This window comes from Nonomuraea sp. NPDC048881 (assembly GCF_040649795.1).
In the GTDB taxonomy this organism is placed as follows: Bacteria; Actinomycetota; Actinomycetes; order Streptosporangiales; family Streptosporangiaceae; genus Nonomuraea.
The window spans coordinates 365,385-391,843 of record NZ_JBEZGC010000002.1 but is presented as its reverse complement, the minus strand read 5'-3'; the positions used below and the strand labels follow the sequence as shown (position 1 = coordinate 391,843).

21 protein-coding genes, 1 other RNA gene and 2 pseudogenes are annotated in these 26,459 nt (G+C 72.8%); 16 read left to right on the top strand and 8 right to left on the bottom strand.

Annotated features, from left to right (window positions below; genetic code table 11):
• The first annotated feature begins 59 nt into the window (after nt 1-59).
• Both AB0C33_RS07390 and AB0C33_RS07385 read left to right on the top strand, forming a co-directional pair.
• Nucleotides 60-2,255: a SulP family inorganic anion transporter gene (locus AB0C33_RS07390; RefSeq protein ID WP_358284581.1), complete on the top strand. Its 2,196-nt coding sequence runs from the start codon at nt 60-62 to the stop codon at nt 2,253-2,255.
• 33 nt (nt 2,256-2,288) lie between these two features.
• Nucleotides 2,289-3,305, top strand: coding sequence for an NAD-dependent epimerase/dehydratase family protein (locus AB0C33_RS07385; RefSeq protein ID WP_358284578.1), 1,017 nt, complete (start codon nt 2,289-2,291; stop codon nt 3,303-3,305).
• Nucleotides 3,306-4,057: 752 nt separating this feature from the next.
• Here the strand turns inward: AB0C33_RS07385 and rnpB are convergent.
• The 4 genes from rnpB to AB0C33_RS07365 all read right to left on the bottom strand — a co-directional run bounded on the left by rnpB (nt 4,058) and on the right by AB0C33_RS07365 (nt 7,528).
• Nucleotides 4,058-4,448, bottom strand: an RNA gene (gene rnpB / locus AB0C33_RS07380) — RNase P RNA component class A.
• A gap of 298 nt (nt 4,449-4,746) precedes the next feature.
• Complete coding sequence (locus AB0C33_RS07375; RefSeq protein WP_358284575.1) at nt 4,747-5,988, bottom strand: bifunctional RNase H/acid phosphatase; 1,242 nt, start codon at nt 5,986-5,988, stop codon at nt 4,747-4,749.
• Entirely contained in the window at nt 5,985-6,725 is a 741-nt protein-coding gene (locus tag AB0C33_RS07370; RefSeq protein WP_358284573.1) for a C4-type zinc ribbon domain-containing protein, read from the bottom strand. Before AB0C33_RS07370 ends, AB0C33_RS07375 begins: the two co-directional genes overlap by 4 nt.
• 2 nt (nt 6,726-6,727) lie before the next feature.
• The gene (locus AB0C33_RS07365) at nt 6,728-7,528 is read right to left on the bottom strand and encodes a Nif3-like dinuclear metal center hexameric protein (RefSeq protein ID WP_358284571.1); all 801 of its coding nucleotides are present in this window, start codon (nt 7,526-7,528) and stop codon (nt 6,728-6,730) included.
• A 117-nt stretch (nt 7,529-7,645) separates the two neighbouring features.
• On the opposite strand from AB0C33_RS07365, the gene AB0C33_RS07360 reads away from it, so the two are divergent.
• From AB0C33_RS07360 to AB0C33_RS07315, 10 genes and pseudogenes are all read left to right on the top strand, one after another.
• Nucleotides 7,646-9,112 carry an NAD(P)/FAD-dependent oxidoreductase gene (locus AB0C33_RS07360; RefSeq protein WP_358284569.1) on the top strand — a complete coding sequence of 489 codons (1,467 nt, stop codon included), beginning with the start codon at nt 7,646-7,648 and terminating at the stop codon, nt 9,110-9,112.
• A 72-nt stretch (nt 9,113-9,184) separates the two neighbouring features.
• Nucleotides 9,185-10,213, top strand: a complete 1,029-nt coding sequence (locus AB0C33_RS07355; protein WP_358284567.1) for a membrane dipeptidase — start codon at nt 9,185-9,187, stop codon at nt 10,211-10,213.
• Nucleotides 10,210-11,271 carry a M20 family metallopeptidase gene (locus tag AB0C33_RS07350; protein WP_358284565.1) on the top strand — a complete coding sequence of 354 codons (1,062 nt, stop codon included), beginning with the start codon at nt 10,210-10,212 and terminating at the stop codon, nt 11,269-11,271. Before AB0C33_RS07355 ends, AB0C33_RS07350 begins: the two co-directional genes overlap by 4 nt.
• A 263-nt stretch (nt 11,272-11,534) precedes the next feature.
• A complete protein-coding gene (locus AB0C33_RS07345) occupies nt 11,535-11,948 on the top strand; it encodes an SSI family serine proteinase inhibitor (RefSeq protein ID WP_358284564.1) in 414 nt (137 codons plus the stop codon).
• A gap of 76 nt (nt 11,949-12,024) precedes the next feature.
• Entirely contained in the window at nt 12,025-12,813 is a 789-nt protein-coding gene (locus AB0C33_RS07340) for a GNAT family N-acetyltransferase (protein ID WP_358284562.1), read from the top strand.
• A 61-nt stretch (nt 12,814-12,874) separates the two neighbouring features.
• Complete coding sequence (locus AB0C33_RS07335; protein ID WP_358284560.1) at nt 12,875-14,311, top strand: Nramp family divalent metal transporter; 1,437 nt, start codon at nt 12,875-12,877, stop codon at nt 14,309-14,311.
• Between the two features lie 48 nt (nt 14,312-14,359).
• Nucleotides 14,360-15,382: pseudogene (locus AB0C33_RS07330) on the top strand (zinc-binding dehydrogenase); the annotation flags it as partial.
• Nucleotides 15,383-15,394: 12 nt separating this feature from the next.
• A complete protein-coding gene (locus tag AB0C33_RS07325; RefSeq protein ID WP_358285954.1) occupies nt 15,395-16,288 on the top strand; it encodes an NADP-dependent oxidoreductase in 894 nt (297 codons plus the stop codon).
• 19 nt (nt 16,289-16,307) lie between these two features.
• A pseudogene (locus AB0C33_RS07320) lies at nt 16,308-16,838 on the top strand (WYL domain-containing protein); the annotation flags it as partial.
• 51 nt (nt 16,839-16,889) lie between these two features.
• The gene (locus AB0C33_RS07315) at nt 16,890-18,011 is read left to right on the top strand and encodes a C45 family peptidase (RefSeq protein WP_358285952.1); all 1,122 of its coding nucleotides are present in this window, start codon (nt 16,890-16,892) and stop codon (nt 18,009-18,011) included.
• On the opposite strand, the gene AB0C33_RS07310 is transcribed toward AB0C33_RS07315, so the two are convergent.
• From AB0C33_RS07310 to AB0C33_RS07300, 3 genes are read right to left on the bottom strand one after another with little or no spacing between them, the layout of a single operon-like run.
• Nucleotides 17,972-19,480 carry an AMP-binding protein gene (locus AB0C33_RS07310; protein WP_358284558.1) on the bottom strand — a complete coding sequence of 503 codons (1,509 nt, stop codon included), beginning with the start codon at nt 19,478-19,480 and terminating at the stop codon, nt 17,972-17,974. The genes AB0C33_RS07315 and AB0C33_RS07310 overlap by 40 nt on opposite strands.
• The gene (locus tag AB0C33_RS07305; protein WP_358284556.1) at nt 19,481-20,512 is read right to left on the bottom strand and encodes an acyl-CoA dehydrogenase family protein; all 1,032 of its coding nucleotides are present in this window, start codon (nt 20,510-20,512) and stop codon (nt 19,481-19,483) included.
• Nucleotides 20,509-21,675 (bottom strand): acyl-CoA dehydrogenase family protein, encoded by a 1,167-nt coding sequence (locus tag AB0C33_RS07300; RefSeq protein WP_358284554.1) that lies wholly within the window; start codon nt 21,673-21,675, stop codon nt 20,509-20,511. The genes AB0C33_RS07305 and AB0C33_RS07300 overlap by 4 nt, the downstream gene beginning before the upstream one ends.
• 164 nt (nt 21,676-21,839) lie before the next feature.
• Here AB0C33_RS07300 and AB0C33_RS07295 point away from each other — a divergent pair, with 164 nt between their 5' ends.
• The 4 genes from AB0C33_RS07295 to AB0C33_RS07280 all read left to right on the top strand — a co-directional run bounded on the left by AB0C33_RS07295 (nt 21,840) and on the right by AB0C33_RS07280 (nt 25,641).
• Nucleotides 21,840-23,189 (top strand): HAMP domain-containing sensor histidine kinase, encoded by a 1,350-nt coding sequence (locus AB0C33_RS07295; RefSeq protein ID WP_358284552.1) that lies wholly within the window; start codon nt 21,840-21,842, stop codon nt 23,187-23,189.
• A gap of 11 nt (nt 23,190-23,200) precedes the next feature.
• Entirely contained in the window at nt 23,201-23,800 is a 600-nt protein-coding gene (locus tag AB0C33_RS07290; protein ID WP_358284550.1) for a TetR family transcriptional regulator C-terminal domain-containing protein, read from the top strand.
• A 69-nt stretch (nt 23,801-23,869) separates the two neighbouring features.
• Entirely contained in the window at nt 23,870-24,847 is a 978-nt protein-coding gene (locus tag AB0C33_RS07285; protein WP_358284548.1) for a diiron oxygenase, read from the top strand.
• Complete coding sequence (locus AB0C33_RS07280) at nt 24,844-25,641, top strand: SDR family oxidoreductase (protein ID WP_358284546.1); 798 nt, start codon at nt 24,844-24,846, stop codon at nt 25,639-25,641. The genes AB0C33_RS07285 and AB0C33_RS07280 overlap by 4 nt, the downstream gene beginning before the upstream one ends.
• Before the next feature lie 28 nt (nt 25,642-25,669).
• On the opposite strand, the gene AB0C33_RS07275 is transcribed toward AB0C33_RS07280, so the two are convergent.
• Complete coding sequence (locus AB0C33_RS07275) at nt 25,670-26,431, bottom strand: class I SAM-dependent methyltransferase (protein ID WP_358284543.1); 762 nt, start codon at nt 26,429-26,431, stop codon at nt 25,670-25,672.
• Between the last annotated feature and the right edge of the window lie 28 nt (nt 26,432-26,459).

Genomic DNA, 26,459 nt, shown 5'->3' with positions numbered 1-26,459 from the left:
AGTAAAACCCCCGCGACGACCCCCTAAAGCGGGGGTGGCGCACCACTAGGGTTTCCGACATGATCGGCGATACCCTCAGTAGCTGGTTGCGTACGCTACGGCATGATCTACCCGCTTCGCTCGTGGTCTTCCTCGTCGCAGTCCCGTTCTCCCTGGGCATCGCGGCGGCCTCGGGCGCCCCGCCGGCGGCCGGGCTCATCGCCGCCGTCGTGGGCGGGGTCGTGGCCGGGTCGCTGGGCGGGTCGGCCGTCCAGGTGAGCGGGCCCGCGGCAGGGGTGTCCGTGGTGGTCGTGGAGTTGGTGCGGACGCACGGCTGGCGGGCCACGTGCATGATCACGCTGCTGGCGGGGGTCGTCCAGCTCGTGCTCGGCGTGGTCAAGGCCGCCCGGGTCGTCCCGGCCGTCTCCCCCGCGGTTCTGCGCGGCCTGCTGGCCGCGGTCGGCGTGATCCTCGCACTCTCCCAGCTCCACGTGGTGCTCGGCGGACAGCCCCAGCTGTCGGCCCTGGCCAACCTCGCCGAGCTGCCCGGCCAGATCGCCGGCCTGCACGGGCACAAGGTCGCGCTGGGCCTGTTCACGATCATGGTGCTGGCGTCGTGGACGCGGCTGCCGGCCCGCGTCAGGGTGGTGCCCGCGCCGCTGGTCGCGCTGCCGGCCACGGCGGGCGTCGCCTGGCTGGCCGGCTGGGACGTCACCCACATCGACCTGGCGGGCAGCTTCTCCGGGTGGGGATTCCCCGTGCTGCCGTCCGCCGACTGGCACACGATCGTGGGCGCGGTGCTGCTCGTCGCGCTGCTGGGCAGCGTCGAGTCGCTGCTGTGCGCGTCCGCCGCCGACGGGACGCACCCCGGCCGCCGGGCCGACCTCGACCAGGAGCTGACCGGCCAGGGCGTGGCCAACATGGTGTCGGGGGCGCTGGGCGGGCTGCCGATCGCCGGCGGCGTCGTCCGTACGGAGGCGAACGTGCGGGCGGGCGGGCGCACCCGGTCGGCGGCGATCCTGCACGGGGTGTGGGTGCTGGGCTTCGCGGTGGGTCTCGGCTGGTCGGTGCGGCTGATCCCGCTGGAGGCGCTGGCGGCGCTGCTGGTGTTCACCGGCGTGCGGATGGTGGGGCTGGCGCGCGTCAGGAGGGGCCGCGGGCACGGCGAGGTGCCGGTCTACATGGTGACGGCGGCGACCGTGATCGTGCTGGGCCTGGCCGAGGGGGTGCTGGCGGGGGCGGCGCTGGCCGCACTGCTGGCGCTGCGCCGGCTGACCTGGGTGAACGTGCGCAGGCGCGAGGAGCCGGACGGCCGGCTGCACGTGACGATCACCGGCTCGCTGACGTTCCTCGGCGTGCCCAGGCTGACGCACGAGCTGCGGTCGATCCCCGCGGGCACGCCGGTCGACCTCGACCTCACCATCGACTTCATGGACAACGCGGCCTTCGAGGCCATCCACTCCTGGCGGCTGGACCACGAGCAGACGGGCGGCACGGTCGACCTCGACGAGCCGCACGACGAGTGGTACACGCTGGCGGCCGGCGGGGCCCGCGCGTACCCCGGCAAGTCACCGGACCGGCGATGGGTGCCGTGGGCGCAGCGGCGGACGCGCCCGCAGCGCCGCCTCATCCCCGACGACGGCGGCTCGACCCCGGCGACCTGCACCGAGGGGGCGCGCGACTTCCACCGCACCACGGCGCCGCTGGTCCGGCCGATCTTCACCGAGCTCGCGCACAAGCGGCAGCCGACCCACCTGTTCATCACGTGCGCCGACTCCAGGATCGTGCCCAGCCTGATCACGGCGAGCGGTCCCGGCGACCTGTTCACCGTGCGCAACATCGGCAACCTGGTGCCGCGCCGCGGCTCCGAGCCGCACGACGACTCGGTGGTGGCCGCGATCGAGTACGCCACGCAGGTGCTCGGCGTGCGCACGATCACCGTGTGCGGGCACTCGGGATGCGGGGCCATGGCCGGGGTGCTCAGCGCCGGGGTGCAGGCCGGCAGCCTGCCGGGGCTGCGGCGGTGGCTGCGGCACGGGAACCACAGCCTGGCCAGGTTCATCGAGACCGAGGGCGACCGGCTGCACAAGGGGGCCCTCGACGTGTTGTGCCGGGTGAACGTCCAGCAGCAGCTGGAGAACCTGCGCACCTACCGGAAGGTGGACGAGCAGGTCAGGGCGGGCAAGCTGGAGCTGGTGGGCCTGTACTTCGACATCGGGTCGGCGCGGGTGCACCTGGTGCCGCCGCTGCGGTCTTCGCTCTCCGTGAAGTTGTGAGCCCGCGCCCCGCCGGGCGCCGAAGATGGGTTCATGAATATTTTGCTCATCGGCGGCACGGGGTTCCTGGGGCGCGCCATCGCGGAAGAGGCGTTGGCGCGCGGCCATGAGGTCACGACGTTCAACAGAGGGCAGAGCGGCGGCGACGTGCCGGGCGTCGAGGCCGTGCGCGGCGACCGTGAGTCCGTCGCCGACCTGGAGCGGCTGGCCGACGGCCGGTCGTGGGACTTCGTGGTGGACACGTCCGGGTATGTGCCGCGGGTGGTGGGCGAGTCGGTGCGGGCGCTGTCGGGCCGGGCGGCGACGTACGCGTTCATCTCCAGCGTCTCGGCCCTCGACGGGTTCCCCGCCAAGGCCGCGACCGAGGACACCGGCGGATGGCCGTGCGAGCCCGACGCCGGTCCCGACGACGGCGACTACGGTGTGCTGAAGGCCGGGTGCGAGCGGGCGGTCGAGCAGGGTTTCGACGGCAACGCGCTGATCATCCAGCCTGGGCTGATCCTCGGCCCGTACGAGAACGTGGCCCGGCTGCCCTGGTGGCTGACCCGCATCTCGCGGGGCGGCCGGGTGCTGGCGCCCGGCGATCCCGCCGAGCCGATGCAGCTCATCGACGCCCGCGACGTCGCCATCTTCACCCTTGACCAGGCCGAGCAGGGCGTCGCCGGCCGCTTCGCGGTGACCGGCCCGGCGGGCAACACCACCTACGGCGAGTGGCTGGAGCTGTGCAAGCAGGTCACCGGGTCCGACGCGGAGTTCGTGTGGATGGACGCGGAGTTCCTGGTCGCGCAGGGGGCCGGGGCGTTCGTGGAGCTGCCGCTGTGGGGCGGGCCGCCGTCGGAGGAGAACGCCAACTTCTGGAGCGTGCCGACGGGCAAGGCCGAGGCGGCGGGGCTGCGGGCGCGTCCGGTCGCGGAGACCGTGCGTGACACGTGGGCGTGGCTGCGGGAGATCCCGGAGGAGGAGCGTTCCTACGGGCGCAGGATGGTCCACGGGATGGCCCCGGAGAAGGAGGCCACCATCCTCGCCGCCTGGGACGCCCGCTCCGCCTGACCCCGAAAGCGCCGCCAGGCCCCAGCGGAAGCGCCGTCGAGCCCCGGGCGGAGTAGCGCCGTCCGGGCCTCGGCGCAGACGCCGTCGGGCCTCGGCGCAGACGCCGTCGGGGCTCGGCGCAGACGCCGTCGGGGCTCCCGCGGAGGCGGGCCGTCAGGGTTCGGCCGAGGCGTCGTCAGGGTGCCGCGGCTGTCAGGCATCCCCGAAGGCGGCTGGGTTTCCGCCCCTCGCCGCCGGGCGCCTGACGCGTCGTCGAAACCTTGTGAGCTGGGAAGACGCATACAGCTCAGCTCGACGGGCAGGTGACTGCACGGTGTACGTGAACTCACGGGGGAGGGTTCGACGATGACGTACCAGAGCAGGCCCGTCACGGGCTGGGTTGGCTGGGTATGGTTCGCCGGCATGCTCATGATCATGGCCGGCGTGTTCAACATCATCACCGGTCTCTACGCGGTGATCAACAGCGGGCTGTTCGTCCGCACACCATCCCGCCTGCTTTTCTTCAACGTCGGCACTTGGGGCTGGATCCACCTGTTGTTCGGGATCGTCCTGCTCCTGACCGGTATCGCGGTGAGCGTGGGGCAGACCTGGGCCCGCGTCGTGGCGGTGGTTCTCGTCATGATCAACGCGATGACGCAGCTGACCTGGATCGCGGTCAACCCGTGGTGGTCGCTCGCGGTCATCGCGGTGGACGTACTGGTGCTGTACGCCCTGATCGTGCACGGCCGCGAGGCCCAGGAACTGGGAGGTGAGAGACGAGCCGGCCTGTAGGCCGGGTTCTGTCCTTCGCGAACGAAGGTGCGACCATCCATCTAGGGCCGCCGTTGCCGGCGGCCTCAAGCGGTCTACCCGCGCGGCTCGGGCGGGCAGCCCTCGAACGTCGCGCGCGGAACGCTCCGGAGAGCGTCCCTTCTTGACCTTGCTCCGGGTGGGGTTTACCTAGCCGCCCACGTCACCGTGGGCGCTGGTGGTCTCTTACACCACCCTTTCACCCTCACCTCCCACCGAGGCGGGAGGCGGTCTGCTTTCTGTGGCACTGTCCCGCGGGTCACCCCGGGTCGGCGTTACCGACCACCCTGCCCTGTGGAGCCCGGACCTTCCTCGGCGGGCCCGAAGGCCCGACGCGGCCGCCCGGCCGACTCGTCTTCAGGGAGGTTATCAAACCTCAAGCCGTTCCCAACCGAGTCGCAAGATCGATTGGGTGGGATGGGCATGTCACCGCCTGAGGGGGGCGGAGGCAGCAGCGGCCGCGCCGGGATGTTCTGGCGGCTCCCGGCGCGGCCGCGCTCAGCGCCCGCAGGCTGCTCGAAGCACGACTTCGCCACCGCTGCGCTCAACGCGAACGGGTCGTGTCACCGGCCGCGCTCAACGTGGGGGCCGGTCGCCGCACGGCTTCGCCACCGCTGCGCTCAACGCGAACGGGTCGTGTCGCCGGGCGTGCTCAACGGAGGTGGGCGGTGTCGTTGAAGGACTTCACCACGGCCGGGCCGTCGGCGTAGTACTCGATCAGCGACAGGCAGGCCAGGTCGAGGTGCATGCGGTAGAGCGCGCCCAGAGGCGCCGTGAGGGCGTCGCGCAGCAACATCTTGATCGGTGTCACGTGGGAGACGACGAGGACGGTCTTGCCCTCGTAGCGCTCCACCAGCCGCTCCCCCGCCGCCTGGACGCGGCGGGCCGCCGTGGCGAAGCTCTCGCCCCCGGGCGGCGCGGCGTCGGGGCCGGCCAGCCAGGCGGCCAGCTCGGCGGGCCACTCACGCTGCACCTCGGTGAACGTGTGCCCCTCCCAGGCGCCGAAGTCGGCTTCCCTGAGGTCTTCGTCGATCTCGACGTCGAGCCCGGTGCGCTGGGCCACGGCCTCGGCCGTCTGCCTGGCCCGCTTGAGCGGCGAGGAGACGATGACGTCCGGCCGGTACGGCTCCCGCGACAACCGGTCGGCCGCCGCCGCCGCCTGGGCCAGCCCGTTGGCGGTGAGCTCGGCGTCGCCGAGGCCGGAGAACCTGCGTTCGACCGACAGCGGCGTCTCGCCGTGCCTGAGCAGCAGCAACGAGGTGGCCACGCGGGTGGGCGGGGCCCAGCCGGTGCCCTTGGAGCGCTGCTGGGCGGCGGCCACGGAGGCCGTGGGGGCCGACAGCTCGGCGATGGCGCCCGCGTCGAGGAGGTCGGTCTGCTCGACGACCGGCGCCGGTGTGCGGGCCGCGGGCACGGCGGCAGCCGGGACGGACCCCGGCGCGCCGGTGTCGTGGGTGCCGCCCGCCTTCCAGGTCAGGCCCTTGGCGGCGGCGTCCATGGCCTCGTTGGCCAGCCGGTCGGCGTGTTTGTTGTGCTCGCGCGGGATCCAGGTCCACTCGACCACCCGCAGCCGCCTGGCCAGCGCGCCGGCCTCAAGGGCGAGCGGACGCAGCCCCTCGTTCTTGATCTTCCAGCGGCCGGCCATCTGCTCGATGACCAGCTTGGAGTCCATCCGCACGGCCACCTCGGCGCCCTCGCCGCCCACCCCCAGCACGGCGGTCAGCCCGGCGATCAGCCCCCGGTACTCGGCCACGTTGTTGGTCGCGACGCCGATCGCCTCGGCGGCCTCGGCCAGCACCTGGCCGTCGGCGGCGTCCCGGACGACCGCGCCGTAGCCGGCGGGGCCCGGGTTGCCGCGCGAGCCGCCGTCGGCCTCGATGACGTAGGACGTCACAGGCCGGACTCCGGGGTGCGGACCAGGATCCGCCGGCACTCCTCGCAGCGCAGCACCTCGTCGTGGGGGGCGGCCTTGATGGAGTTCATCTCGGCGATGGACAGGGCGACCTTGCAGCCCTGGCAACGACCGCCGTGCAGCATGGCGGCGCCCACGACGTACTGCTCCTTGAGCTTGTCGTAGAGCTTGAGCAGGTCGGCGGGGATCTCGCCGGCGACGGCGGCGCGGCGGCCCCGGACCTCGCCCGCCTCCTTGTCGATCTCGGCCAGCGCGGCGTCACGGCGGTCTTCGGCGGCGGCGCGGGTGGCGGCCACCTCGTCGCGCTGGGCGACCAGGTCGGTGACCTTGCTGTCGGCCGCCTCCCTGCGCTCCATGATCTCCAGCACGACCTCCTCCAGGTCGCCCTGGCGCTTCTGCAGCGAGGCGATCTCGGACTGCAGGCTCGCCAGGTCGCGGGGCGAGGTCACGGCGCCGGAGTCGAGGCGCTTCTGGTCGCGGTCGGCGCGGGTGCGCACGGCGTCGACGTCGTTCTCCGCCTTGGTCTGCTCGCGCGCGAGGTCGCCGGCCTCGGTCTCTGCCTCGATGACCTGGGTGACGAGCCGGGCCAGGCGCTTGGACTGCTCGTCGATCTCGGCCAGCTCGGGCAGGGTGCGCCGGCGGTGCGCCAGCCGGTCGATCACGGAGTCGAGCTCTGCCAGGTCGAGCAGTCGCTTCTGGGCCTCAGGGGCTGCTTTCATGATCAATATCCTCTTGTCCAAGCATCGGTGACCGTGGCGGAGACGCGCGTTTCAACGGTAACGCCACTGGAGCGCAGGATGGACGCCGCGCTGTCGAGCCAGGGCCACTCGGTGGCCCAGTGGGCGGCGTCGATCAGGGCGGGGCCACCGGACTCGACGAACTCACCGGCCGGATGGTGCCGCAGGTCGGCCGTGAGGAACACGTCGACGTCCGCGGACCTGGCCGCGCCGAGCAGCGAGTCGCCCGCGCCGCCGCTGACCGCGACGCGCGAGACCGGCCGGGCCAGGTCGCCCGCCACGCGCAGGCCCCCGGCGGTGCGCGGCAGCCCCTTGGCGGCCTGCGCGGCGAACTCCCCCAGCGTCGTGGGCTCGGGCAGCTCGCCGATGCGGCCCAGGCCGCGCCAGGGATCGTCGGGGAAGGGCTGGAGCGGTACGAGGTCGCCGGTCAGGCCCACGGCCCTGGCCAGGGCGTCGGAGACGCCGGGATTGGCGGTGTCGGCGTTGGTGTGGGCGGTGTAGAGGGCGACCTCGTGCTTGATCAGGCGGTGGATCAGGCGGCCCTTGGGCGTGGTGGCGGCCACGCTGGTGGTGCCGCGCAGGTAGAGCGGATGGTGGGTGACGATCAGGTCGGCGCCCCAGTCGAGGGCCTCCTCGCCCACGACCGCGACCGGATCGACGGCGAACAGCACCTTGTGCACCCGCTGGGCGGGGTCGCCGCAGACCAGCCCCACCGCGTCCCACGACTCGGCCCGGGCGGGCGGGTAGGCCGCCTCGAGCACCTCGATCACCTCAGTCAGCGTCACAGCAGCCACCTGCGCAGACTACCGGCCCGCGGAAGGGTCGCGCGGGGCGCGGCGGAGGGTGTCGCCGGAACGCGGTTCGGCGTACTGTAAGTGGATCCTGACTTCGCGGAGGACGGCATGGCACCCAGCGTCGCGATCATCGGAGCGGGCTTCGGCGGCCTGTGCATGGCGATCCGGCTGCGGCGCGCCGGGATCGACTCTTTCACCGTCTTCGAGAAGGCCGCCGACCTCGGCGGCACGTGGCGGGACAACAGCTATCCGGGCGCCGGCTGCGACATCCCCTCGCACCTGTACTCGTACTCGTTCGAGAAGTACGCGAGCTGGACCCGCCGTTACCCAGCCCAACCCGAAATCCTCGCCTATCTAGAGCATTGCGCTGATAAATACGACGTCAGGCGAAAAATCCGCTTCGGCGCGGAAGTACGGCGCGCGGCCTTCGACGGCCGCCGCTGGCAGGTCACCAGCGTCCACGACGGCGGCGAGCGCACCGAGGCGTTCGACGTGGTCGTCATGAGCGTGGGCCAGCTCAACCGCCCCCACCTGCCCGAGATCCCCGGCATGTCCGACTTCGAGGGCGTCTCCTTCCACTCGGCCCGCTGGAACCACGACCACGACCTCGCCGGCCGCCGCGTCGCCGTGATCGGCAGCGGCTCGTCGGCGGCCCAGCTCATCCCGGCCGTCGCCGAGCGGGCCGCGCACCTCGACGTCTTCCAGCGCACGCCCAACTGGGTGATCCCCAAGCCCGACGCCACCTTCGGCCCGCTGGCCCGGCTGGCCTTCCACTACGTCCCGGGCCTCCAGCGGGTCTACCGGGAGTTGATCTACCGGTACGGCGAGGCCACGCTCTACCCGGCCCTGGCCGAGGGCTGGAGCGCCGGCCTGCTGAAGAAGCGCGCCCTGGCCCACCTGCGCGCCCAGGTCCCCGACCCCGTCCTGCGGGCGAAGCTGACGCCCGGCTATCCGCCCGGTTGCAAGCGCGTCGTCATCGACAGCGCCTTCTACCCGGCGCTGACCAGGCCGGACGTCGACGTCGTCACCGATCCGATCGTCCGGATCGGGCCGAAGGGCGTGGAGACCGCCGAGGGGCTGCGCGAGGCCGACACGATCGTGTACGCCACCGGCTTCCTCAGCACCGAGTTCCTGGCCCCGATGGAGGTCACCGGGCTCGGCGGACGGTCGCTGGCCGAGCAGTGGCGCGACGGCGCGCACGCCTACCTCGGCATCTCGGTGCCCGGCTTCCCCAGCATGTTCCTGCTCTACGGCCCGAACACGAACCTGGGGCACAACTCGATCATCTACATGATCGAGTGCCAGGTGCGGCACGTCATGGCGTGCCTGGCGCGGGTGGCCGAGCAGGGGCCGATCGAGGTGCGTCCCGAGGCGATGGCCGCCTGGACCAGGCAGCTCGACGCGGCGATGGACCGCATGGTGTGGGGCGAGGGGTGCCGGAGCTGGTACAAGACGGCCGAGGGACGGGTCACCAACAACTGGCCCGGCCCGACGACGCTCTACCGGCGGCTCACCGCCCGGCCGCCGCGCGGGGCGTACCGGAGGGTCGAGGAGGTCCCGTCTTCGGTGCGGTGAACAAGATATGGGCAAAAAATCGGACTTGAGGCGCATTGGAGCAGGTCGGGGGCGCGCGGTAACGTCCTTCGCATGACGCTTCCCCTGCACCGGCGTGCCGTCGTGGCCGACACCCACAATGATCTCCTCATGGCGGTCGCCGCCCGGCCGCCCCAGCAGTGGGCCTCCTTCTTCCGCCGGCGGTGGCTGCCGCAGCTCGTCGAGGGCGGGGTCGACCTGCAGATCCTGCCGGTCTTCATCGACGACCAGTACCGGCCCGAGGGCGCGCTGCGGCAGACGCTGCGCATGATCGAGTGCGCCCACGTGATCGCGGAGGGCAACCCCGACGCCGTACGGCTCTGCCTCGACGGCTCGGCGATCGACGCGGCGCTGGCGGAGGGCAAGATCGCCCTGGTGCTCGCGCTGGAGAGCATGCCGGGGCTCGACGAGAGCGTCGAGCTGATCTCGACCGTCCACCGGCTGGGCGTGCGGGTGGCCTCGATCGCGCACTTCGGGCGCACGCCGCTGGCCGACGGCAGCGCCGAGGACGCCACCGGCAGCGGCCTGACCAGCCGCGGCGTGGCCGCCCTGAGCGAGATGGAGCGGCTGGGCATGGTGTTCGACGTCTCGCACCTCGGCGCGTCGGGCGTGGCCCACGTGCTGGAGCTGGCGACCAAGCCGGTCATGGCCACCCACTCCGCGGCCCGCGCGCTGCGCGACCACCACCGCAACCTCACCGACGACCAGCTCCGCGCGGTCGCCGCCACGGGCGGCGTGGTCTGCGTGAACTTCTTCGCCCCCTTCCTGGCCGAGCGTAAGGAGGACATGACGCTCGACCGCCTGCTCGACCACATCGAGCACGTCGCGCAGGTGGCCGGGATCGACCACGTCGGCCTCGGCCCCGACTTCATCCGCGAGGTCATGGACGACCTGACGCCCCCGTGCTGCGAGGACCTGGAGCCCGACGACCTCGACTCCAAGGCGTCGATCCCCGGCCTGGAGGGCCCCGTCGGGCTGCCCATGGTGACCGAGGGGCTGCTCGCCCGCGGCCTGCCGGAGAAGGACGTCGCCAAGATCATCGGAGGGAACGTCCACCGGTTCCTCGGAGAGCGGCTGGCATGATCGAGGATCTGGAGGAGCTGGTCCTGTGCGAGTCGTTCTCGCGTGACCTCGCGGCCGTGGCCCGCAGCGCCGAGGTCGTGGCCGCGATGGGGGCCCGCTACCTAGGGGCCCGGCCGGAGTTCCTGGTGATCGACGGCGTCACCCATCTGCGCTGGTCGTTCGGCACGCCCAGGGTGCTGCTGCTCGGCCACCACGACACCGTCTGGCCGATCGGCACGCTGGCGACCCACCCCTGGTCGGTCGTCGACGGCGTGGCGCGCGGGCCGGGCGTGTTCGACATGAAGGCCGGGCTGGTGCAGACCTTCCACGCGCTCGCCGGGCTCGGCTCGCTCGACGGCGTCACGCTGCTGATCACCGGTGACGAGGAGCTGGGCTCGATCACGTCCGCGCCGCTGATCACGGACACCGCGCGAGGGCTGGCCGCCGCGTTCGTCATGGAGGCCAGCGCGGACGGCGGCGCGCTGAAGACGTCCCGCAAGGGCACGTCGATGTACACGCTGCGGGTGCGCGGCAAGGCGGCCCACGCCGGGCTGGAGCCGGAGAAGGGCGCGAACGCGGGCGTCGAGCTGGCGCACCAGATCCTGGCCATCGCCGCCCTCGGAGCCGGTGACACGACGGTCACCCCGACCGTGCTGCGCGGCGGGACGACGCTCAACACCGTCCCGGCCGAGGCGACGGTGGGGGTCGACGTGCGGGCGAGCACGGTGGCCGAGCAGCTGCGGGTGGACGCGGCGATGCGGGCGCTGGCGCCCGTGGTGCCCGGCACGCGGCTGGAGGTCGAAGGGGGCCCCAACCGGCCGCCGCTCGAAGCCGCGATGTCGGCCTCGCTGTACGCCCTGGCCCAGGATCTGGCCGCAGGGCTGGACGTGGGCCCGCTGACCGCCGCCGCGGTGGGCGGCGCCTCCGACGGGAACTTCACCGCGGGGGCCGGCTGCCCGACGCTCGACGGGCTGGGCGCGGTGGGCGGCGGCGCGCACGCCGACCACGAGCACGTGGTGGTGGCCGAGATGCCGCGCCGCGCAGCCCTCCTCCGCGCCCTGATCGAGGCCGTGCGCTGACCGAGGCCGTCCTGACCGAGGCCGCGCGCTGACCGAGGCCGCACTTTGACCGAGGCCGTGCGCTGACCGAGGCCGCGCCGGAGCGACCTGGGCCCGGCGTCGCGGCCCCGGCCAGGGCGGCCGGGCCCGGTCGGCGGGAGCGGGGGTGAGCGGCGGGGACAGCATTCTGTCACTCCTTCACCAGTGGTATCGATATGGTGACTGCCTGTAGTCATTTGACGTGCGCCGCCACTCTCGGGGCGCACGTTGACCAGGGAGGTTCCATGAAATCCGTGCTGACCGCCGCTCGCAGGACGGCCGCCCTAGCCCTGTGCGCGTCCGCCGCGCTCGTCGTCTCGTTCGGGGCGAGCCCGGCCGGTGCCGCCGCCGCCGACGAGCCGGGCGTGCTGCTGTACATCACCGTCACGCCGAGCAACGGCGGCGGCGCGTACGCGATGCGGCTCACCTGCGACCCCGACGGCGGCACCCACCCGCGCCCGCGCACGGCCTGCGCCGAGCTGCACGAGGTCGACGGCGTGGTCAAGGACCTCAACGTCGACCCGGGCGCGTGCCCGCGCAACTACTCCCCCGTCTCCGTGCGCGTCAGGGGCCACTGGTACGGCCGTACGACGTCCTACGACAGGAAGTTCGAGAACGACTGCCTGATGGAACGCACGCTCGGGCCGCTGGTGAAGTGATTCCCGGCAGTCCCTGACATGCCCGTCCGCGGACCGCGGGCGGGCATGTCGCCGTCCGGCGGGCATAGTGGGGGGCATGACGAGCCGGGAGGAGGCCGCCGAGGCGGCGGCCAAGAGTGGTGTGACCATCCGCGAGTTGCACGAGATGGGCGAGTTCGCACAGGTCTTCCGGCTCTTCGACGAGATCTGGCGGCCTGATCCGGGCAACGCGCCGATCAGCGTCGAGCTGATGGCCGGGTTCGCGCACACCGGCAACTACGTGGCCGGCGCGTACGAGGACGACGTGCTGGTGGGCGCGTCGGTGGGCTTCCGGGCGGCGGAGGGCGCGCTGCACTCGCACGTGACGGGCGCCTCGATCGGCCGAGGCATCGGCTACGCGCTCAAGCTGCACCAGCGGGCGTGGTGCCTGGATCGGGGCCTGGACCGCGTCACCTGGACCTTCGATCCGCTCGTCCGTCGCAACGCCCGGTTCAACCTGGTCAAGCTGGGCGCCCGCCCGCAGGAGTACCTGCGCGACTTCTACGGCGTCATGGCCGACGCGATCAACGAGGGCGACTCCTCCGACCGGCTGCTGGCGGTGTGGCCGCTGGACGAGCGCCCGCTCGGGCCACGGGCGGAACCGGCCGAGGGCCGCGTCCGGGTGCTGGCCGAGGACGGCTCCGGCCCGGTCGTGCGGCCGGCCGACGCGGACGCCGTGCTGGTGGGCACGCCGCACGACGTCGAACGGCTGCGCGTGCACGACCCGGCGGCGGCCAGGGCCTGGCGGACGGCGATGCGCGAGGTGCTGGGCGGCCTGATGGAGTCCGGCGGGCGGGTGGACGGGCTCACCGACCAGGGGGACTACGTGGTGACCCAGACCGGATAGTTCACCGGCGTAAGCGATCTGCGTAAGGTGACGGTACGGGAAGCCGACCGAGGAGATCCGCATGACGGACTTCACCCCCACCGTCCCCGCGCGAGTCCTGCCGTCCGTCGCCGTCCGCGACCTGCCCGACCCTCCCCGCTCGACCTGGCGCGTCATCGGCCCGGGGCTGGTCGGGGCGGGGGTGGGGCTGGCGTCGGGCGAGTTCATCCTCTGGCCCTACATCGCCTCCCAGGTAGGGCTGGTGTTCGTCTGGGGCGCGGCGGTCGGCATCGTCACCCAGTGGTTCCTGAACATGGAGATCGAGCGGTACACGCTGGCCACCGGCGAGACCGCGCTGACCGGGTTCAGCCGGATGTGGCGGCACTGGGGGCTGGTCTTCGTCGTGATGACGCTGGCCTCGAACCTGTGGCCGGGGTGGGTGACCACGTCCGCGACCATGGTGACGTACCTGACCGGGGCCGGGGCGGGTGGGGTGCGCTGGATCGCGATCGGCATGCTCGTCGTGATCGCGCTGGGCCTGACGCTGGCGCCGGTGATCTACACGGTCCTCGAACGGGTGATCTTCGTGAAGATCGCTCTGGTGGCCACGCTGGCGGTGGTCGCCATCCTGTTCGCGATCAACGCCGACAGCTGGGTCGAGCTGGGCAAGGGGCTCACCGTAGGCGCCCGCTTCCCGGCCGGGGAGCTCGGGATCGCCGTGCTCATGGGCGCCGTCGCCTACGCCGGCGCGGGCGGCGGCCAGAACCTGTGCCAGAGCAACTGGATCCGCGACAAGGGCTTCGGCATGGGCGTGTACGTCCCGCGCCTGGTCAGCCCGGTCACCGGCGAGGAGGAGGCGGCCGCCTCGACCGGCTTCCAGTTCCCGCCGACCGACGACAACCTGGCGCGCTGGCGCCGGTGGTGGCGCTTCGCCAACGCCGAGCAGGGCGCCACGTTCGCGCTGGTGTCGTTCCTGACGATCGGGCTGATGTCGATGCTGGCCTACTCGACCGTCTTCGGCCGGCCGGAGGTGGCGGGCAAGAACGACATCGGCTTCCTGAAGGTCGAGGGCGAGGTGCTGCAGGGCGTGGTCGGCACGTGGTTCGGGATCCTGTTCTGGCTGATCGGCGCGCTGGCCCTGTTCGCCTCGGCGATGGGCATCGTCGACTACACCTCGCGGCTGGCCTCGGACACGATCAAGACGGTCTACCTGCGCGACCGTCCCGTGTCGGTGAACCGGGTGTACTTCGTCACCGTCTGGGCGATGACGCTGGTCGGCATCGCGATCCTGCTGCTCGGGCTCGACCAGCCGCTGATCCTGCTGGTGTTCTCGGCGTGCTTCGCGGCGGTGATGATGTTCGTGTACTCGATCCTGCTGATCGTGCTGAACCGGCGGGCGCTGCCGGAGGCGATCAAGGTCAGGTCGTACCGGCTGGGGGCGCTGGTCTGGTCGGTGCTGTTCTTCGGGACGCTGACCGTCCTGGTGGTCGTCCAGCAGGTGCAGAAGCTGACCGGCTGAGCGCCTGGGGTTGACCTCAAGTTCACTTGAGGTAGGACACTCGGCGGCATGGATGTTGTCGAGGTGACGAAGTTCGGTGGTCCCGACGTGCTTCAGGTGCGGCGGGTGGACGATCCCGTCGCGGGGCCGGGGCAGGTGGTCATCGGCGTCTCGGTGGCCGACGTGATGTCGCTGGACGCCCAGTTGCGCGCCGGGTGGGGGCAGGAGTGGTTCCCGAACCGACCGCCGTTCGTGCCGGGGACCGGGGTGGCCGGGCGGGTGGTGTCGGTGGGCGAGGGGGTGGATCCCGGCTGGACGGGGCGTCGGGTCGCGGCCCTGGTGTCCGGCGGGTACGCCGAGCGGGTCGTGACCGGCGTGGACACGCTCGTGCCGGTGCCCGACGAGGTGAGCTCGTGGCTGGCGGCGGCGTTGCTGCAGGTGGGCCCGGCGGCGATCAGCCTGGTGGCGGCGGCGGAGCTGAAGCCGGGGGCGCGGGTGCTGGTCACGGGGGCCGGCGGGGCGCTGGGCCTGCCGATCGTCCGGCTCGCGCGGGCCGCCGGCGCCCGGGTGACGGCCGCCGCGCACGGCCCGGCCAAGCGGGCGGCGGCGCTGGCGGCGGGCGCGGCCGAGGCGGTCGACTACCCGGCCCTGGCCACCCGTGAGACCGATGGGGGCACCGACCACCACGCCCTGAACGCCACCGGCCCCCACGAGACGGAAGCGGGCGCGGGAGCTGACGTGACCATGGCCGGCGGGGGCGCGGTGGGGGCGTTCGACGTGGTCTTCGACGGGGTCGGGGGGCGGGTGGGGGCCGAGGCGTTCGCGTCGCTCGGGCCCGGCGGGGTGTTCTTCGCGTACGGGGTGCCGAGCGGTTCGACCGCGCTGGTGGACCCGGCCGAGGCGGCGCGCCGGGGGGTGCGGCTGGTCGGCATGGAACAGGTGCAGTTCGCCCCCGAGGAGTTCCGCCGCCTGGCCGGGCAGGCGCTGCGCATGGCGGCCACCGGCGAGCTGACGACCGTCGTCGGCCTGGCCGTGCCGCTCGACCGCGCCCACGAGGCGCACGCCGCCCTGGAGGCCCGCGAGCTGGTCGGCAAGGCGGTCCTGCTGGTCACCGCCCAGGCCGTGCGCTACCACGAGCACGGCGGCCCCGAGGTGCTGGCGCTGGAGGAGGTGCCGCTGCCCCGGCCCGGGGCCGGGCAGGTACGCGTGGCGGTCCGGGCGGCCGGGGTGAACGCCCTGGACTGGAAATTGCGCACCGGCTTCCGCGGCACGCCGCCCGACGGCCCGCAGGGCACCGGGATCGAGCTGGCCGGGACGGTCGACGCACTCGGCCCCGGGGTGACCGGCCTGGCGGTGGGCCAGGGGGTGTTCGGGCAGGTCCCGTCCGGGGCGGCGGCCACGTACGCGCTGGCCGAGGCCGCCGCGCTGCGTCCCAAGCCGGAGCACCTGTCGTACGCGGAGGCGGCCGCGCTGCCCGTCGCGCTGGAGACCGCCCACCGCGCGCTGGCGGAGCTGGGCCTGCGCGCGGGTGAGACGCTGCTCGTCCACGCGGTCGCGGGCGGCGTCGGCCTGGCCGCCGCGCAACTCGCGCTGGCCCGGGGCGCCCGCGTGATCGGCACCGCGAGCGAACGCCACCACGCCTTCCTGCGCGACCTCGGCGTCGTGCCGGTCACCTACGGGGACGGGCTGGAGCAGCGCCTCCCCGGCCCCGTGGACCGGGTGCTGGACGCCTCGGGACGCGGCGAGGTCGCGCTGTCGGTCAGGCTCACCGGCGATCCGGCCAAGGTGATCACCATCGCCGACCCGGCGGGCGCGGCCGAGCACGGCGTGCGGTTCTCCACGGGCAAGGGCGGGCCGTTCCCGGCGGACGTGCTGCCGCGCGTCCCGGTCGCGGAGGTGTTCCCGCTGGAGCGGGTGGCCGACGCCCACCGGCGCAGCCAGGACGGCCACTTCCTCGGCAAGCTGGTCCTCGACGCGGAAGCCTCCTTGCCGCGTTAGCGGGCAGACTGGGCGCACGCTGGAAGACTCCGCCCGCCTGCTCAAGCTGCTCTCGCTGCTCCAGGCGCACCGCGAACGGACGGGCCCGGAGCTGGCCACCCGGCTGCGGGTCTCGACCAGGACGATCCGCAACGACGTCGGGCGCTTGCGCACGCTCGGCTACCCCGTGCACGCCACGCCCGGGGCAGCCGACGGGTACCGGCTCGGCGCGGGGGCGGCGCTGCCGCCGCTGCTGTCCTGCCCGCCCGGCTGCGGCGCAGGGTGAGCACGCTCAACGCCTGCACCGTGCAGATCCCGGGGCAGCTCCCAGGGGTCGGCCGCGGCGCCCGTCCGGCCGGAGGCGCTGACCGCGATCGCGAACGCCGCCCGCGACCACGAGCGCCTGCGCTTCGACCACACCGGGCACGACGGCTCGTCGACGGTCCGGGACGTGGAGCCGTACCGGCTGGTCCACCGGCGCGGACGGTGGTATCTGATGGGCTACGACGTCGAGCGGGACGACTGGCGCACCTTCCGGGTCGACCGCCTGCTCCCCCGGACACCGGCGGGCGGTCAGCGGACGGTAGGAGCCCGGTCAGCGGGCGGCGGCAACATCGGCGGCATGACCAACATGACCTGCGTGGCCGGCGGCAATGACGACTTCCAGCTCGTCACGCACCTCACCGTCACCGGCAGCCAGTTCGAGATCGGCCGGGTGCTCACCGAGGAGGCCCGCCGGCTCGGCTGGTCGCCCAGGACCGCCGACCCGGCGGTGATCAGAGCAAGGATGTCCTGGTTCGAACGGAACTGGCCGCAACACCACGCCCGCATGGACGGCGCCGCCGCGGCGCTCGGCCTCGACCCCGACCAGGACGAGCTGGCCCTCGACGGCTGGAACTACGTGCCCGCGGGCGCCGCCTGCTCGGCCCTGTGGTGCCCGCCGTCCGCCTCCGCCGACGGGCACGGCAGGGTGGGCCGCAACTACGACTTCTTCCTGCACACCACCAGTCAGCTCATGGGCGAGCCGGCCCGCCCCGGCGAGCTGCCCATGGCCGCCCGCCCGTACGTGATCAGCACCGTGCCCGACGACGGGCTCGCCTCGACCGTCATCACCATGAACGGCCTCGACGGCTGCATCGACGGCATCAACGAGGCCGGCCTGGCCGTCATGCTGCTGATCGCCGACGCCGAGACCGCCACCCCGCCGCGGCTGGACGTCCCGCAGGTGGGGCTCGGCAGCCTGCAACTGCCCCGGTTCCTCATGGACACCTGCGAGACCGCGGCCCAGGCCAGGCAGGCGCTGCTGGGGGCCAAGCAGTACGACCTCGGCCTGCCCCTGCACTACCTGGTCGCCGACGCCCACGGCCAGGCGTTCGTGTGGGAGCGCGGCACGGACGGCACCGAGCACGCCGTCGAGTTCGGCGACGGCCCGCTGTGCGTCACCAACCACCTGCTGCACCGCCATCCCGACCCGATGGCCCTGCCCGCCGACACTCCGGCGAGCCTGGGCACCTACGGCCGGCTGCGCACCCTGTACGAGCGCAGCAAGGGCGCCACCATGTCCGCCGAAGACCTGCGGGACAGCCTGCGCGCGGTGCGGCCGGAGGAGGATGCCGCCGGGCCGTTCCGCACGCTGTGGACCACGGTCTTCGACACCGCCGACCGCACCCTCGCCACCCGCTTCTACCTCGGCGACGGCCGCGACTACAGCGAGGAGCTGGTGTTCCCCGCCTCGGCCAGGTAACCCTCGCGCACCTTCGAGCGCGACAGCTTGCCCGTGGGGGTGCGCGGGAGCCGGTCGCGGTACTCGACGACCTTCGGGTGCTTGAACCGGGCGAGCCGGGGCCCGCAGTGTTCGAGCAGCTCGGCGGTGAGCTCGGGGCCCGGCTCGACGCCCTCGGCGGGCTGGACGAGCGCGACCACGTTGTGGCCCCACTCCTCGTCGGGCACGCCGATGACCGCGACGTCGGCCACCGCGGGGTGCTCCAGCAGCGCGGCCTCGATCTCGGCGGGGTAGATGTTCACCCCGCCGGAGACGATCAGGTCGGTGCGCCGGTCGCACAGGAACAGGAACCCGTCGTCGTCGAGGTAGCCGATGTCGCCGGGGGCGTACCACTCGCCCAGCATGCTGGCGGCGGTCTTGGCCGGGTCCTTGCGGTACTCGAAGGAGCCCATCGAGGACTTGACGTAGATCATGCCGGGCTCGCCCGGCGGCAGCTCCTCGCCCTTCTCGTCGCAGATCTTCGCCTCGAACGTCGGCGCCGGGCGGCCCACCGTGCCGGGCCTGGCCAGCCAGTCCTGCGGCTTGACGGAGAAGGCGATCGTGGACTCGGTGGAGCCGTAGTACTCGTACAGCACCGGGCCCCACCAGTCCATGATCGCCTGCTTGACGGCGACCGGGCAGGCCGCGGCCGTGTGGATGACCTGGCGCAGGCTCGACACGTCGTACTTGGCCCGGACGTCCTCGGGGAGCTGGAGCATGCGGTGGAACATGGTCGGCACCATCATGGCGTTGGTGACGTGGTGACGCTGGATCAGCTCCAGGATGTCGACCGGGTCGAACCTGGGCGTGATCACCACCGTGTGCCCCAGGTGCAGCGCGAACTGGGTGTGCGCGCAGGGCGCCGAGTGGTACATGGGCGAGGTCACCAGGTGCACGCCGTCGCCCGGCGTGAGGTCGACGACCTCGCCGAGGAACCACGTGTACAGCGGCACGACGGCCTCCGGCTCGGCGTCGGGCAGCGCGCGCTGCACGCCCTTGGGGAAGCCGGTGGTGCCGGAGGTGTACCACATGACCGCCCCGGCCGTACGTCCGTCGGGGGCGTCCGCGGGCTGCCCCTCGGCCAGTCCGGACGTGCCGATCTCGGCGCCCGGCACGGCGTGCGCGGCGTCGGTGACCACGACCTTGGCGTCGCAGTCGGCCAGGATGTAGGACACCTCGGACTCGGTGAGGTGCCAGTTGACCGGCACGTAGTAGAGCCCGATCTGGCCGGTCGCCATGAGCATGACGACGGCGTCGACGCCGTTGGTCAGCACGCCCGCGACCACGTCGCCCTTGCCCAGCCCGCGGGCCCGCAGGCCGTGGGAGACCTGGTTGACCCTGGCGAGCAGCTCGCCGTACGTGGTCCGCGTGCCGTCGGTGTCGATCACGGCCAGGCGGCCGGGGTCGGCGGCGGCGATGGCGTAGAAGCCGGGAAGGCCGCTGATGTCCATCTACAGCTCCAGGAGTTCCGCGAGACGGGCCCGGTGGATGCGGGGCGGGCCGAGCAGCACCTCGTCGGTCTTGGCCCGCTTGTAGAACAGGTGCGCGTCGTGCTCCCAGGTGAAACCTATGCCGCCGTGCAGGAGCAGGTGGTCGCGGGCGACCTCGAAGCAGGCGCGGCCCACGTACGCCTGGGCCAGGGCGGCGGCGCCGGGCAGCTCGGCGGGCGACTCGTCGGCGGCCCAGGCGGCGTACCTGACGATCGACTCGGCCTGTTCGAGCTTGCCGTGCATGTCGGCGAGCTTGTGCTTGACGCCCTGGTAGGAGCCGATGTAACGGCCGAAGGCGACGCGGATCTTGGCGTAGGCGACGATGGCGTCCAGCGAGGCGCGCAGCACGCCCAGCTGCTCGGCGGCGAGCGCGACGCACAGCCGGTCGCCGATGCCGCTGCCGGCGGGCGGACGGCCGAGCACGCGGGCGGGGGCGTGCTCCAGGGTCACCCGGGCCTGGCCGCGCGTGAGGTCGAGCGTCTCCAGCGGGGTCCGCGTGACGCCGGGGCCGGCCAGGTCGACGGCCACCAGCAGCACGCCGCCGTCGCCGGGCGCGGGTGCGAGCAGCACGTCCGCCTCCATGCCGGACAGCACCCGGGGCAGGGAGCCGGTGACGGCCGTGCCGTCGAAGGCGAGGTCGCTCTCGGGCTGGACGAGCGTGGCGGCGACGCGGCCCTCGGCGATGCCGCCCAGCAGCTCCTTGTCGGGCACCTGGGTGAGCGCCAGCGCGGCGAACTGGGTGGCGAGGAAGGGGCCGGGCAGCAGCGCGGCGCCGGTCTCCTCCAGGGCCACCGCGAGGTCGGCGAGCCCGGCCCCGGCGCCGCCGTGCTCCTCGGGGACGACCAGGCCGGACAGGCCGAGCTCGCCGTTGAGCCGGGCGTACACCTGGGGGTCGTAGCCCTCGCGGGCCTTGCGCAGCGGCGAGGCGGCGCGCAGGAAGTCGCGCACGGCCTCGCGGAGCTGCTGCTGTTCCTGGCTGAGTACGAGCTTCACCCCTGCGTCCCCACCTTCAGGTCCTTGAACGGCACGGTCTTGTCCACCCGCGGCTCCGGCGGCAGGCCGAGCACGCGGTCGCCGACGATGTTGCGCATGATCTCGTTGGTGCCGCCGCCCAGCGCCATGCCGGGGGCCAGCGAGATCGACCGGGACAGCGGGTGGTCGCCGACCACGGACTCGGGGCCGGCGAGCTGGGTGGCGAGGTCGGCCTGGAACAGGGTCAGCTCGGCCAGCAGCAGCTTGGCGGCGCTGCCGCGGGCGCCGGGGAAGATGCCCGCCCTGGTCTCCTGGGCCAGCCGCTGGTTGAACAGGGCCAGGGCGCGGCTGCGGATGTGCAGCTCGACGAGCTGGTCGCGGACCAGCGGGTCGCTGGTGTCGAGCGTCTCGCGCAGCGCCTCGAAGGTGGCCGGGTTGTCCTTCTGGCCGCCCATGCCGACGCCCGCCGAGATCGACAGCCGCTCGTGCAGCAGGGTGGTGACGGCCACGCTCCAGCCGTCGTTCACCTCGCCGATCCGGTGCTCGTCGGGGATCGTCACGTTGTCGAAGAAGATCTCGTTGAAGTTGGCCCGGCCGGACATGTCCTTGAGCGGCCGGACCGTCACGCCGGGGTGGTGCATGTCCACCACGAACATGGTCAGGCCGCGGTGCTTGGGCACCTCGACGTCGGTGCGGGCCAGCAGCAGGCCCCAGTCGGCGTGGTGGGCGACCGAGGTCCAGACCTTCTGGCCGTTGACGACCCAGGTGTCGCCGTCGCGTACGGCGCGGGTCTGGAGGCTGGCCACGTCGCTGCCGGCGCCCGGCTCGGAGAACAGCTGGCACCAGACCTCCTCGCCGCGCAGCAGCGGCCGGACGAACCGCTCGCGCTGCGCGTCGGTGCCCCGGTCCACCAGCGTCGGCCCGGTCATGCCGAGCCCGATGGAGAAGACGTACGTGGGGAGGGTGTAGTCACGCGCCTCGGCGGCGAAGGCGCGCTCCTCGGCCTGCGTCAGCCCTTGGCCGCCCCACTCCCGCGGCCAGGTGATGCCGGAGTAGCCGGCGTCGTACAGCCTGGCCATGAACTCCTTGGCGCGGGCGAGGGCGTCGGCCCCTGACTGATCGTCGGCCGGGACGTTGTCGCGCAGCCACTCCGCGGCGGCACGCCGATACTCTGCAAGGTCCACATCGACTCCTTGGCATCAGTGTTCACTTACTCTAGTCAGGTCGCGGCGGCACGCATAGAGCAATGCTCTGGAGGACCTTTCGGCCGCATTTGTCGACGAAACTCCGCTTATTAGGATCACTCCCGCCTCCTGTGATCACCTGGTCACCGGAGGGGTGCGTGCGCATGTTCAGACGCTGGTCCGTGCAACGGCGGCTGACGCTGGCCGCCCTGCTGTGCGCGCTGGCGGGTTACGGCGTCACCGCGCTCCTCGTCACGCCGCTCGTGCACACGATGGCCACCGGCTATCTCGTCGAGGAGACCGCCAAGGCCGCGCGCCGCATCGCCTTCGTCGTCGAGCGGGACGCCCCCGGCCGGCTGCGGCCCGTGGCCGTCACCGAGGGCACCGACCTCATCCAGGTCGTCGACGCGGACGGCCGGATCCGGCAGGCCAGCCCACGCCTGACGGGGCTGCCGCCGCTCAGCACCGCCACCGCCACCGGCGACGACGCCCGCCTCGACACCACGACCTGCACGAACCGGGTGCCCGGCGTGAACTGCCTGATCACCGTCGGCTTCCGGGCGCACGTCGGCGGCAGACCTTGGATGATCTACGCCTACACCCCCGCGCTCCCTTGGTACATCAGCCCCTTGTACCTGCCGGTCACCGGGCTCGGCGTGCTGCTGCTGGCCGCCGTCACCGCCTGCGTGGCCTGGCTGACCGCGCGCAACGCGCTGACCCCGGTCTCGGCGATCAGGAACGAACTGGCCGAGATCACCGCCACCGACCTCGGCCGCCGGGTGCCCAGGGGACGGCGCCGGGACGAGCTCGACGACCTCGCCCGTACCGTGAACGAGACCCTCGACCGGCTCGAACGCGCGGTGGAGCAGCAGCGCAGGTTCGCCTCCGACGCCTCCCACGACCTGCGCAGCCCGATCGCGGCGATGCGCACGCAGGTCGAGGAGGCGATGCTCGCCCCCGAGGAGGCCGACTGGCCCCGGACCGGCCGGCGCGTGATCGAGGGCCTCGACCGCCTGCAGAACATCGTCGGCGACCTGCTGACCCTGGCCCGGCTGGAGGCGGGCGCGCCCGGCCGGCGCGAGCCGGTGGACCTGGCCAGGCTGGTGCGCGAGGAGCTGCTCCGCCGTCCGGAGCGCAAGCCGGTGGAGACGCGGCTGCGCTCGGGCGTGGTCGTCGAGGGCGACGCACTGCGGCTGTCCCGCCTGCTGGCGAACCTGCTCGACAACGCCGAGAGGCACGCCGATACCATGATCACTGTGACTGTGGGTGAACACGAGGGACGGGCGGTGCTGGAGGTGCTCGACGACGGCGCCGGCATCGCCCCCGACCAGCGCGAAGCCGTCTTCCGGCGGTTCACCCGGCTGGCCGACTCCCGCCGCCGCGACGCCGGCGGCACCGGGCTCGGCCTGCCCATCGCCCGCGAGATCGCCGAGGCCCACGAGGGCAGGCTCACCATCGAGCCCTCCGAACGCGGCGCCCGGTTTGTCCTACAAATACCGTTGATCAGTAGTTAGAGTTACTCGCTGTGACACCCACTTTCAGCCGATTAAGGCGCGAAGACCTCCTCAAGACGGCCTGCGAAGTGATCGCCGAGCAGGGGTTCGGTCACACCCGGACCCTCGACATCGCCCGCGCGGCGGGCGTCAGCCAGGCGTTGCTCTTCTACCACTTCGACACCAAGGACAGGCTGTTCGCGCAGGCGTTCGGCTACGCGGCCAGGCTGCATCTGGACGCGCTGTCCGACATCGAGGAGTCCCCCGCCGGCCCGCTCGAACGGCTGCGCGCCCTGCTGCGGCGCTGCTCGCCGGCGATCCCCTCGGATGAGTGGCGGCTGTGGATCGACGCCTGGGCCGAGGCGATGCGCAGTTCGGAGCTGGCGGAGATCTCCCGTCGGATCGACGCGCGCAGCCGTTCGCTGCTGCGCTCGATCATCGAGGACGGCGTGCGCTCCGGCGCGTTCGCCTGCGGCGATCCGGAGGAGGCGGCCTGGCGGATCTTCGCGCTCATCGACGGCCTGGCGGTCCAGACGCACGTGCATCCCCATGTGCTCTCGCGCCGCCGGGCCGCCGTCCTGCTGCGTACGGCGGTCGCCGGAGAGCTGGGGCTGCCCGTCGAGAACCTGTGACCCGGGTCCCTCTTCCACGCCTATTGGATCCTTCGTACAATTACAAGGGCGAGGAGAGGAGCACCCGCGATGACATCCGCACCGAGCTCTGCCGCCGCCAGGGAGAACGACGAGAGGATCGCCGACCGCGCCGCCTACGAGGCGGTCGTCGAACGCCTGTCGAAGGCGTCGGTCGACAGACACTGGGAGCCCTACCGCGACATCCCGTGGGACGCCCCGGAGTTCCGCGTGGACCAGGCCGACCCGCGCTGGGAGCTGCCCGAGGTCGACAAGCTGGGCGGCCACCCGTGGTACCGCAGCCGCTCCCCCGAGGTCCGCGCCAGGATCGGCCTGTGGCGGGTCGCCACCGCCATGAAGATCGGCCTGCAGTTCGAGAACCTGCTCAAGCGCGGCCTGCTCAACTACGCCTACCGCCTGCCGAACGGCTCCCCCGAGTTCCGGTACGTCTACCACGAGACCATCGAAGAGGGACATCACGGGATGATGTTCCAGGAGTTCGTGAACCGCACGAAGCTCCCGATACGCGGCATGCCGCGGCCGCTGTCCCTGGTCGCCCAGATCGCGCCCTGGATCCCGCTGATCTCCACCGAGCTGTTCTTCGTCTTCGTCCTGGGTGGCGAGGACCCGATCGACCACGTGCAGCGTAAGGTGCTGAAGGACGGCCGGGCCCACCATCCGCTGGAAGAGACGATCATGCGCATCCACATCGCGGAGGAGGCCAGGCACATCTCCTTCGCCCGCCACTACCTCCGCGACCGGGTGCCGCGCATGCCCCGCCACCGGCGGATGTTGCTGAGCGTGATCTCGCCGGTCGTGCTCGGCGTGATGGCCCGCATCATGCTGGCGCCGCCCGGCCCGCTGATCAGGCACTTCCGCGTCCCGCCGCAGGTCGTGGCCGAGATCTACCGTGACAACCCGGCCGCCCGGCGGGAGATCCGCGACTCGGTCGGCCGCACCCGCGAGCTGTGCGCCGAGATCGGGCTCGTCAACGTCGTCAGCAGGAAGGTCTGGCAGGCCATGGGGATATGGGCGGAGCCGGGCCGGTGAAGGTCGCGGTGGTGACCGGGGGCGCCTCCGGGATCGGCCTCGCGGTGGCGCGGGAGCTGCGGCGCAGGGGCGTGACGGTGGTGATCGCCGACGTCGACGAGCGGGCGGGCAAGCAGGCCGCCGCCGACTCCGGGTTGGAGTTCGCCCGGCTCGACGTCACCGACGCCGAGGCCGTGGCCGCGCTGGTCACCCGGGTGAAGGCCGAACGCGGACGGCTGGACTTCCTGTTCAACAACGCCGGCATCGCGGTCGGCGGCCGCACCCGCGAGCTGACGCTCGACCACTGGAACCGGACGATCGACGTGAACCTGCGCGGCGTCGTCCACGGCGTGCACGCGGCCTATCCGATCATGGTGGACCAGGGCTTCGGGCACATCGTCAACACCGCCTCGCTGGCCGGGCTGGTGCCCGCGCCGCTGATGCTGCCGTACACGACGAGCAAGCACGCCGTGGTCGGGCTCTCGCTGGCGCTGCGGGCCGAGGCGGCCGCGTACGGGGTGCGGGTGAGCGTGGTCTGCCCGGGGTTCATCGACACGCCGCTGCTCGACCACGCCAACCCGGGGCTGCCGCAGAACGAGATCGCCGCCCATGCCAGGCGCGCGGCGGTGCGGGCACAGGGGCGGCTCTATCCCGTCGACGCGCTGGCCGGGGACATCCTGCGCGGGGTGGCCAGGAACAAGGCGCTGATCGTGGCGCCGGCCTCGGGCCGGATCGCCTGGCGCGCCGCCCGGCTGTGGCCGTCGGCGGCGGTGCGGGTGGCGGGCTTCGCGGTCCGGCGGCTCGCCCGGCGCTGAGTCCCGTCCGTCCGGGCCACCGGACCGGTCAGGCGGGGCGACGGGCGATGAGGACCTCGGTGGTCGTCGTCAGCTCCCAGCGGCCCGACGGCTCGGCGGCCAGCAGGGCGGCCCTGGCCGCCTCGACGAACGCGGGCAGACGGTCGCCGAGCCTGGCCGGGGCCGTGTAGGAGTAGGAGAGCTGCAGGCCTAGCACGGCGTCGAGGTCGTAGGCGAGGCGGTGCTCGTACTGGCTCGACTCCAGGTCGGCGAAGGGCGAGGCGGCCAGCACGTCGTGGTGGTGCTCGCCGGTCTGTTGGAAGGAGCCGGCGGCCGTCCAGGTGTTCACCCCGACCTCCTCGCGCACCCGGCGCATGACCGGCTCCCACGGCTCCTCGGCGGGGTCGCGGGTGGGGCCGACGAGGGCGACGACGCCGCCGGGCGGCAGCAGCGCGTCGAGGTCGGCCAGCACCGCGCGGCGGTCCATCCAGTGGAACGACCGGCCCATCACGACGTGACCGAACGGCGGCAGCTCCCGCAGCGTCGTCGAGTCGCCGCGCAGCCAGCGGACGCCGGGGACGCCCGCCGCCAGCCGCCGCCCCTCGGCCAGCATCTCCTCGTCGGGGTCCACGGCCAGCACCTCGCGCACCCGCCCGGCCAGCGGGATCGCGATCGTCCCCGGGCCGCAGCCGAGGTCGAGCACGACGCCGTCCGGGCCGAACGCGCGGGCCAGCCGGTCGATGGCCGGATCGCCGTGCCCGGGCCGGTACTTGGCGTAGTAGGGCGCCGCGCCGCCGAAGAGGTCCGTCATGGGTGGGACCATATACGGGTTCGAGACT

Excerpts from the sequence above, each read along its gene's own strand:
- AB0C33_RS07315 (WP_358285952.1), top strand. The coding sequence starts at position 16,890 with ATGACCAACATGACCTGCGTGGCCGGCGGCAATGACGACTTCCAGCTC.
- AB0C33_RS07345 (WP_358284564.1), top strand. The coding sequence starts at position 11,535 with ATGAAATCCGTGCTGACCGCCGCTCGCAGGACGGCCGCCCTAGCCCTG.
- AB0C33_RS07360 (WP_358284569.1), top strand. The coding sequence starts at position 7,646 with ATGGCACCCAGCGTCGCGATCATCGGAGCGGGCTTCGGCGGCCTGTGC.
- AB0C33_RS07335 (WP_358284560.1), top strand. The coding sequence starts at position 12,875 with ATGACGGACTTCACCCCCACCGTCCCCGCGCGAGTCCTGCCGTCCGTC.
- AB0C33_RS07390 (WP_358284581.1), top strand. The coding sequence starts at position 60 with ATGATCGGCGATACCCTCAGTAGCTGGTTGCGTACGCTACGGCATGAT.
- AB0C33_RS07275 (WP_358284543.1), bottom strand. The coding sequence starts at position 26,431 with ATGACGGACCTCTTCGGCGGCGCGGCGCCCTACTACGCCAAGTACCGG.
- AB0C33_RS07295 (WP_358284552.1), top strand. The coding sequence starts at position 21,840 with ATGTTCAGACGCTGGTCCGTGCAACGGCGGCTGACGCTGGCCGCCCTG.
- AB0C33_RS07285 (WP_358284548.1), top strand. The coding sequence starts at position 23,870 with ATGACATCCGCACCGAGCTCTGCCGCCGCCAGGGAGAACGACGAGAGG.
- AB0C33_RS07350 (WP_358284565.1), top strand. The coding sequence starts at position 10,210 with ATGATCGAGGATCTGGAGGAGCTGGTCCTGTGCGAGTCGTTCTCGCGT.
- AB0C33_RS07340 (WP_358284562.1), top strand. The coding sequence starts at position 12,025 with ATGACGAGCCGGGAGGAGGCCGCCGAGGCGGCGGCCAAGAGTGGTGTG.
- AB0C33_RS07310 (WP_358284558.1), bottom strand. The coding sequence starts at position 19,480 with ATGGACATCAGCGGCCTTCCCGGCTTCTACGCCATCGCCGCCGCCGAC.
- AB0C33_RS07355 (WP_358284567.1), top strand. The coding sequence starts at position 9,185 with ATGACGCTTCCCCTGCACCGGCGTGCCGTCGTGGCCGACACCCACAAT.
- AB0C33_RS07370 (WP_358284573.1), bottom strand. The coding sequence starts at position 6,725 with ATGAAAGCAGCCCCTGAGGCCCAGAAGCGACTGCTCGACCTGGCAGAG.
- AB0C33_RS07385 (WP_358284578.1), top strand. The coding sequence starts at position 2,289 with ATGAATATTTTGCTCATCGGCGGCACGGGGTTCCTGGGGCGCGCCATC.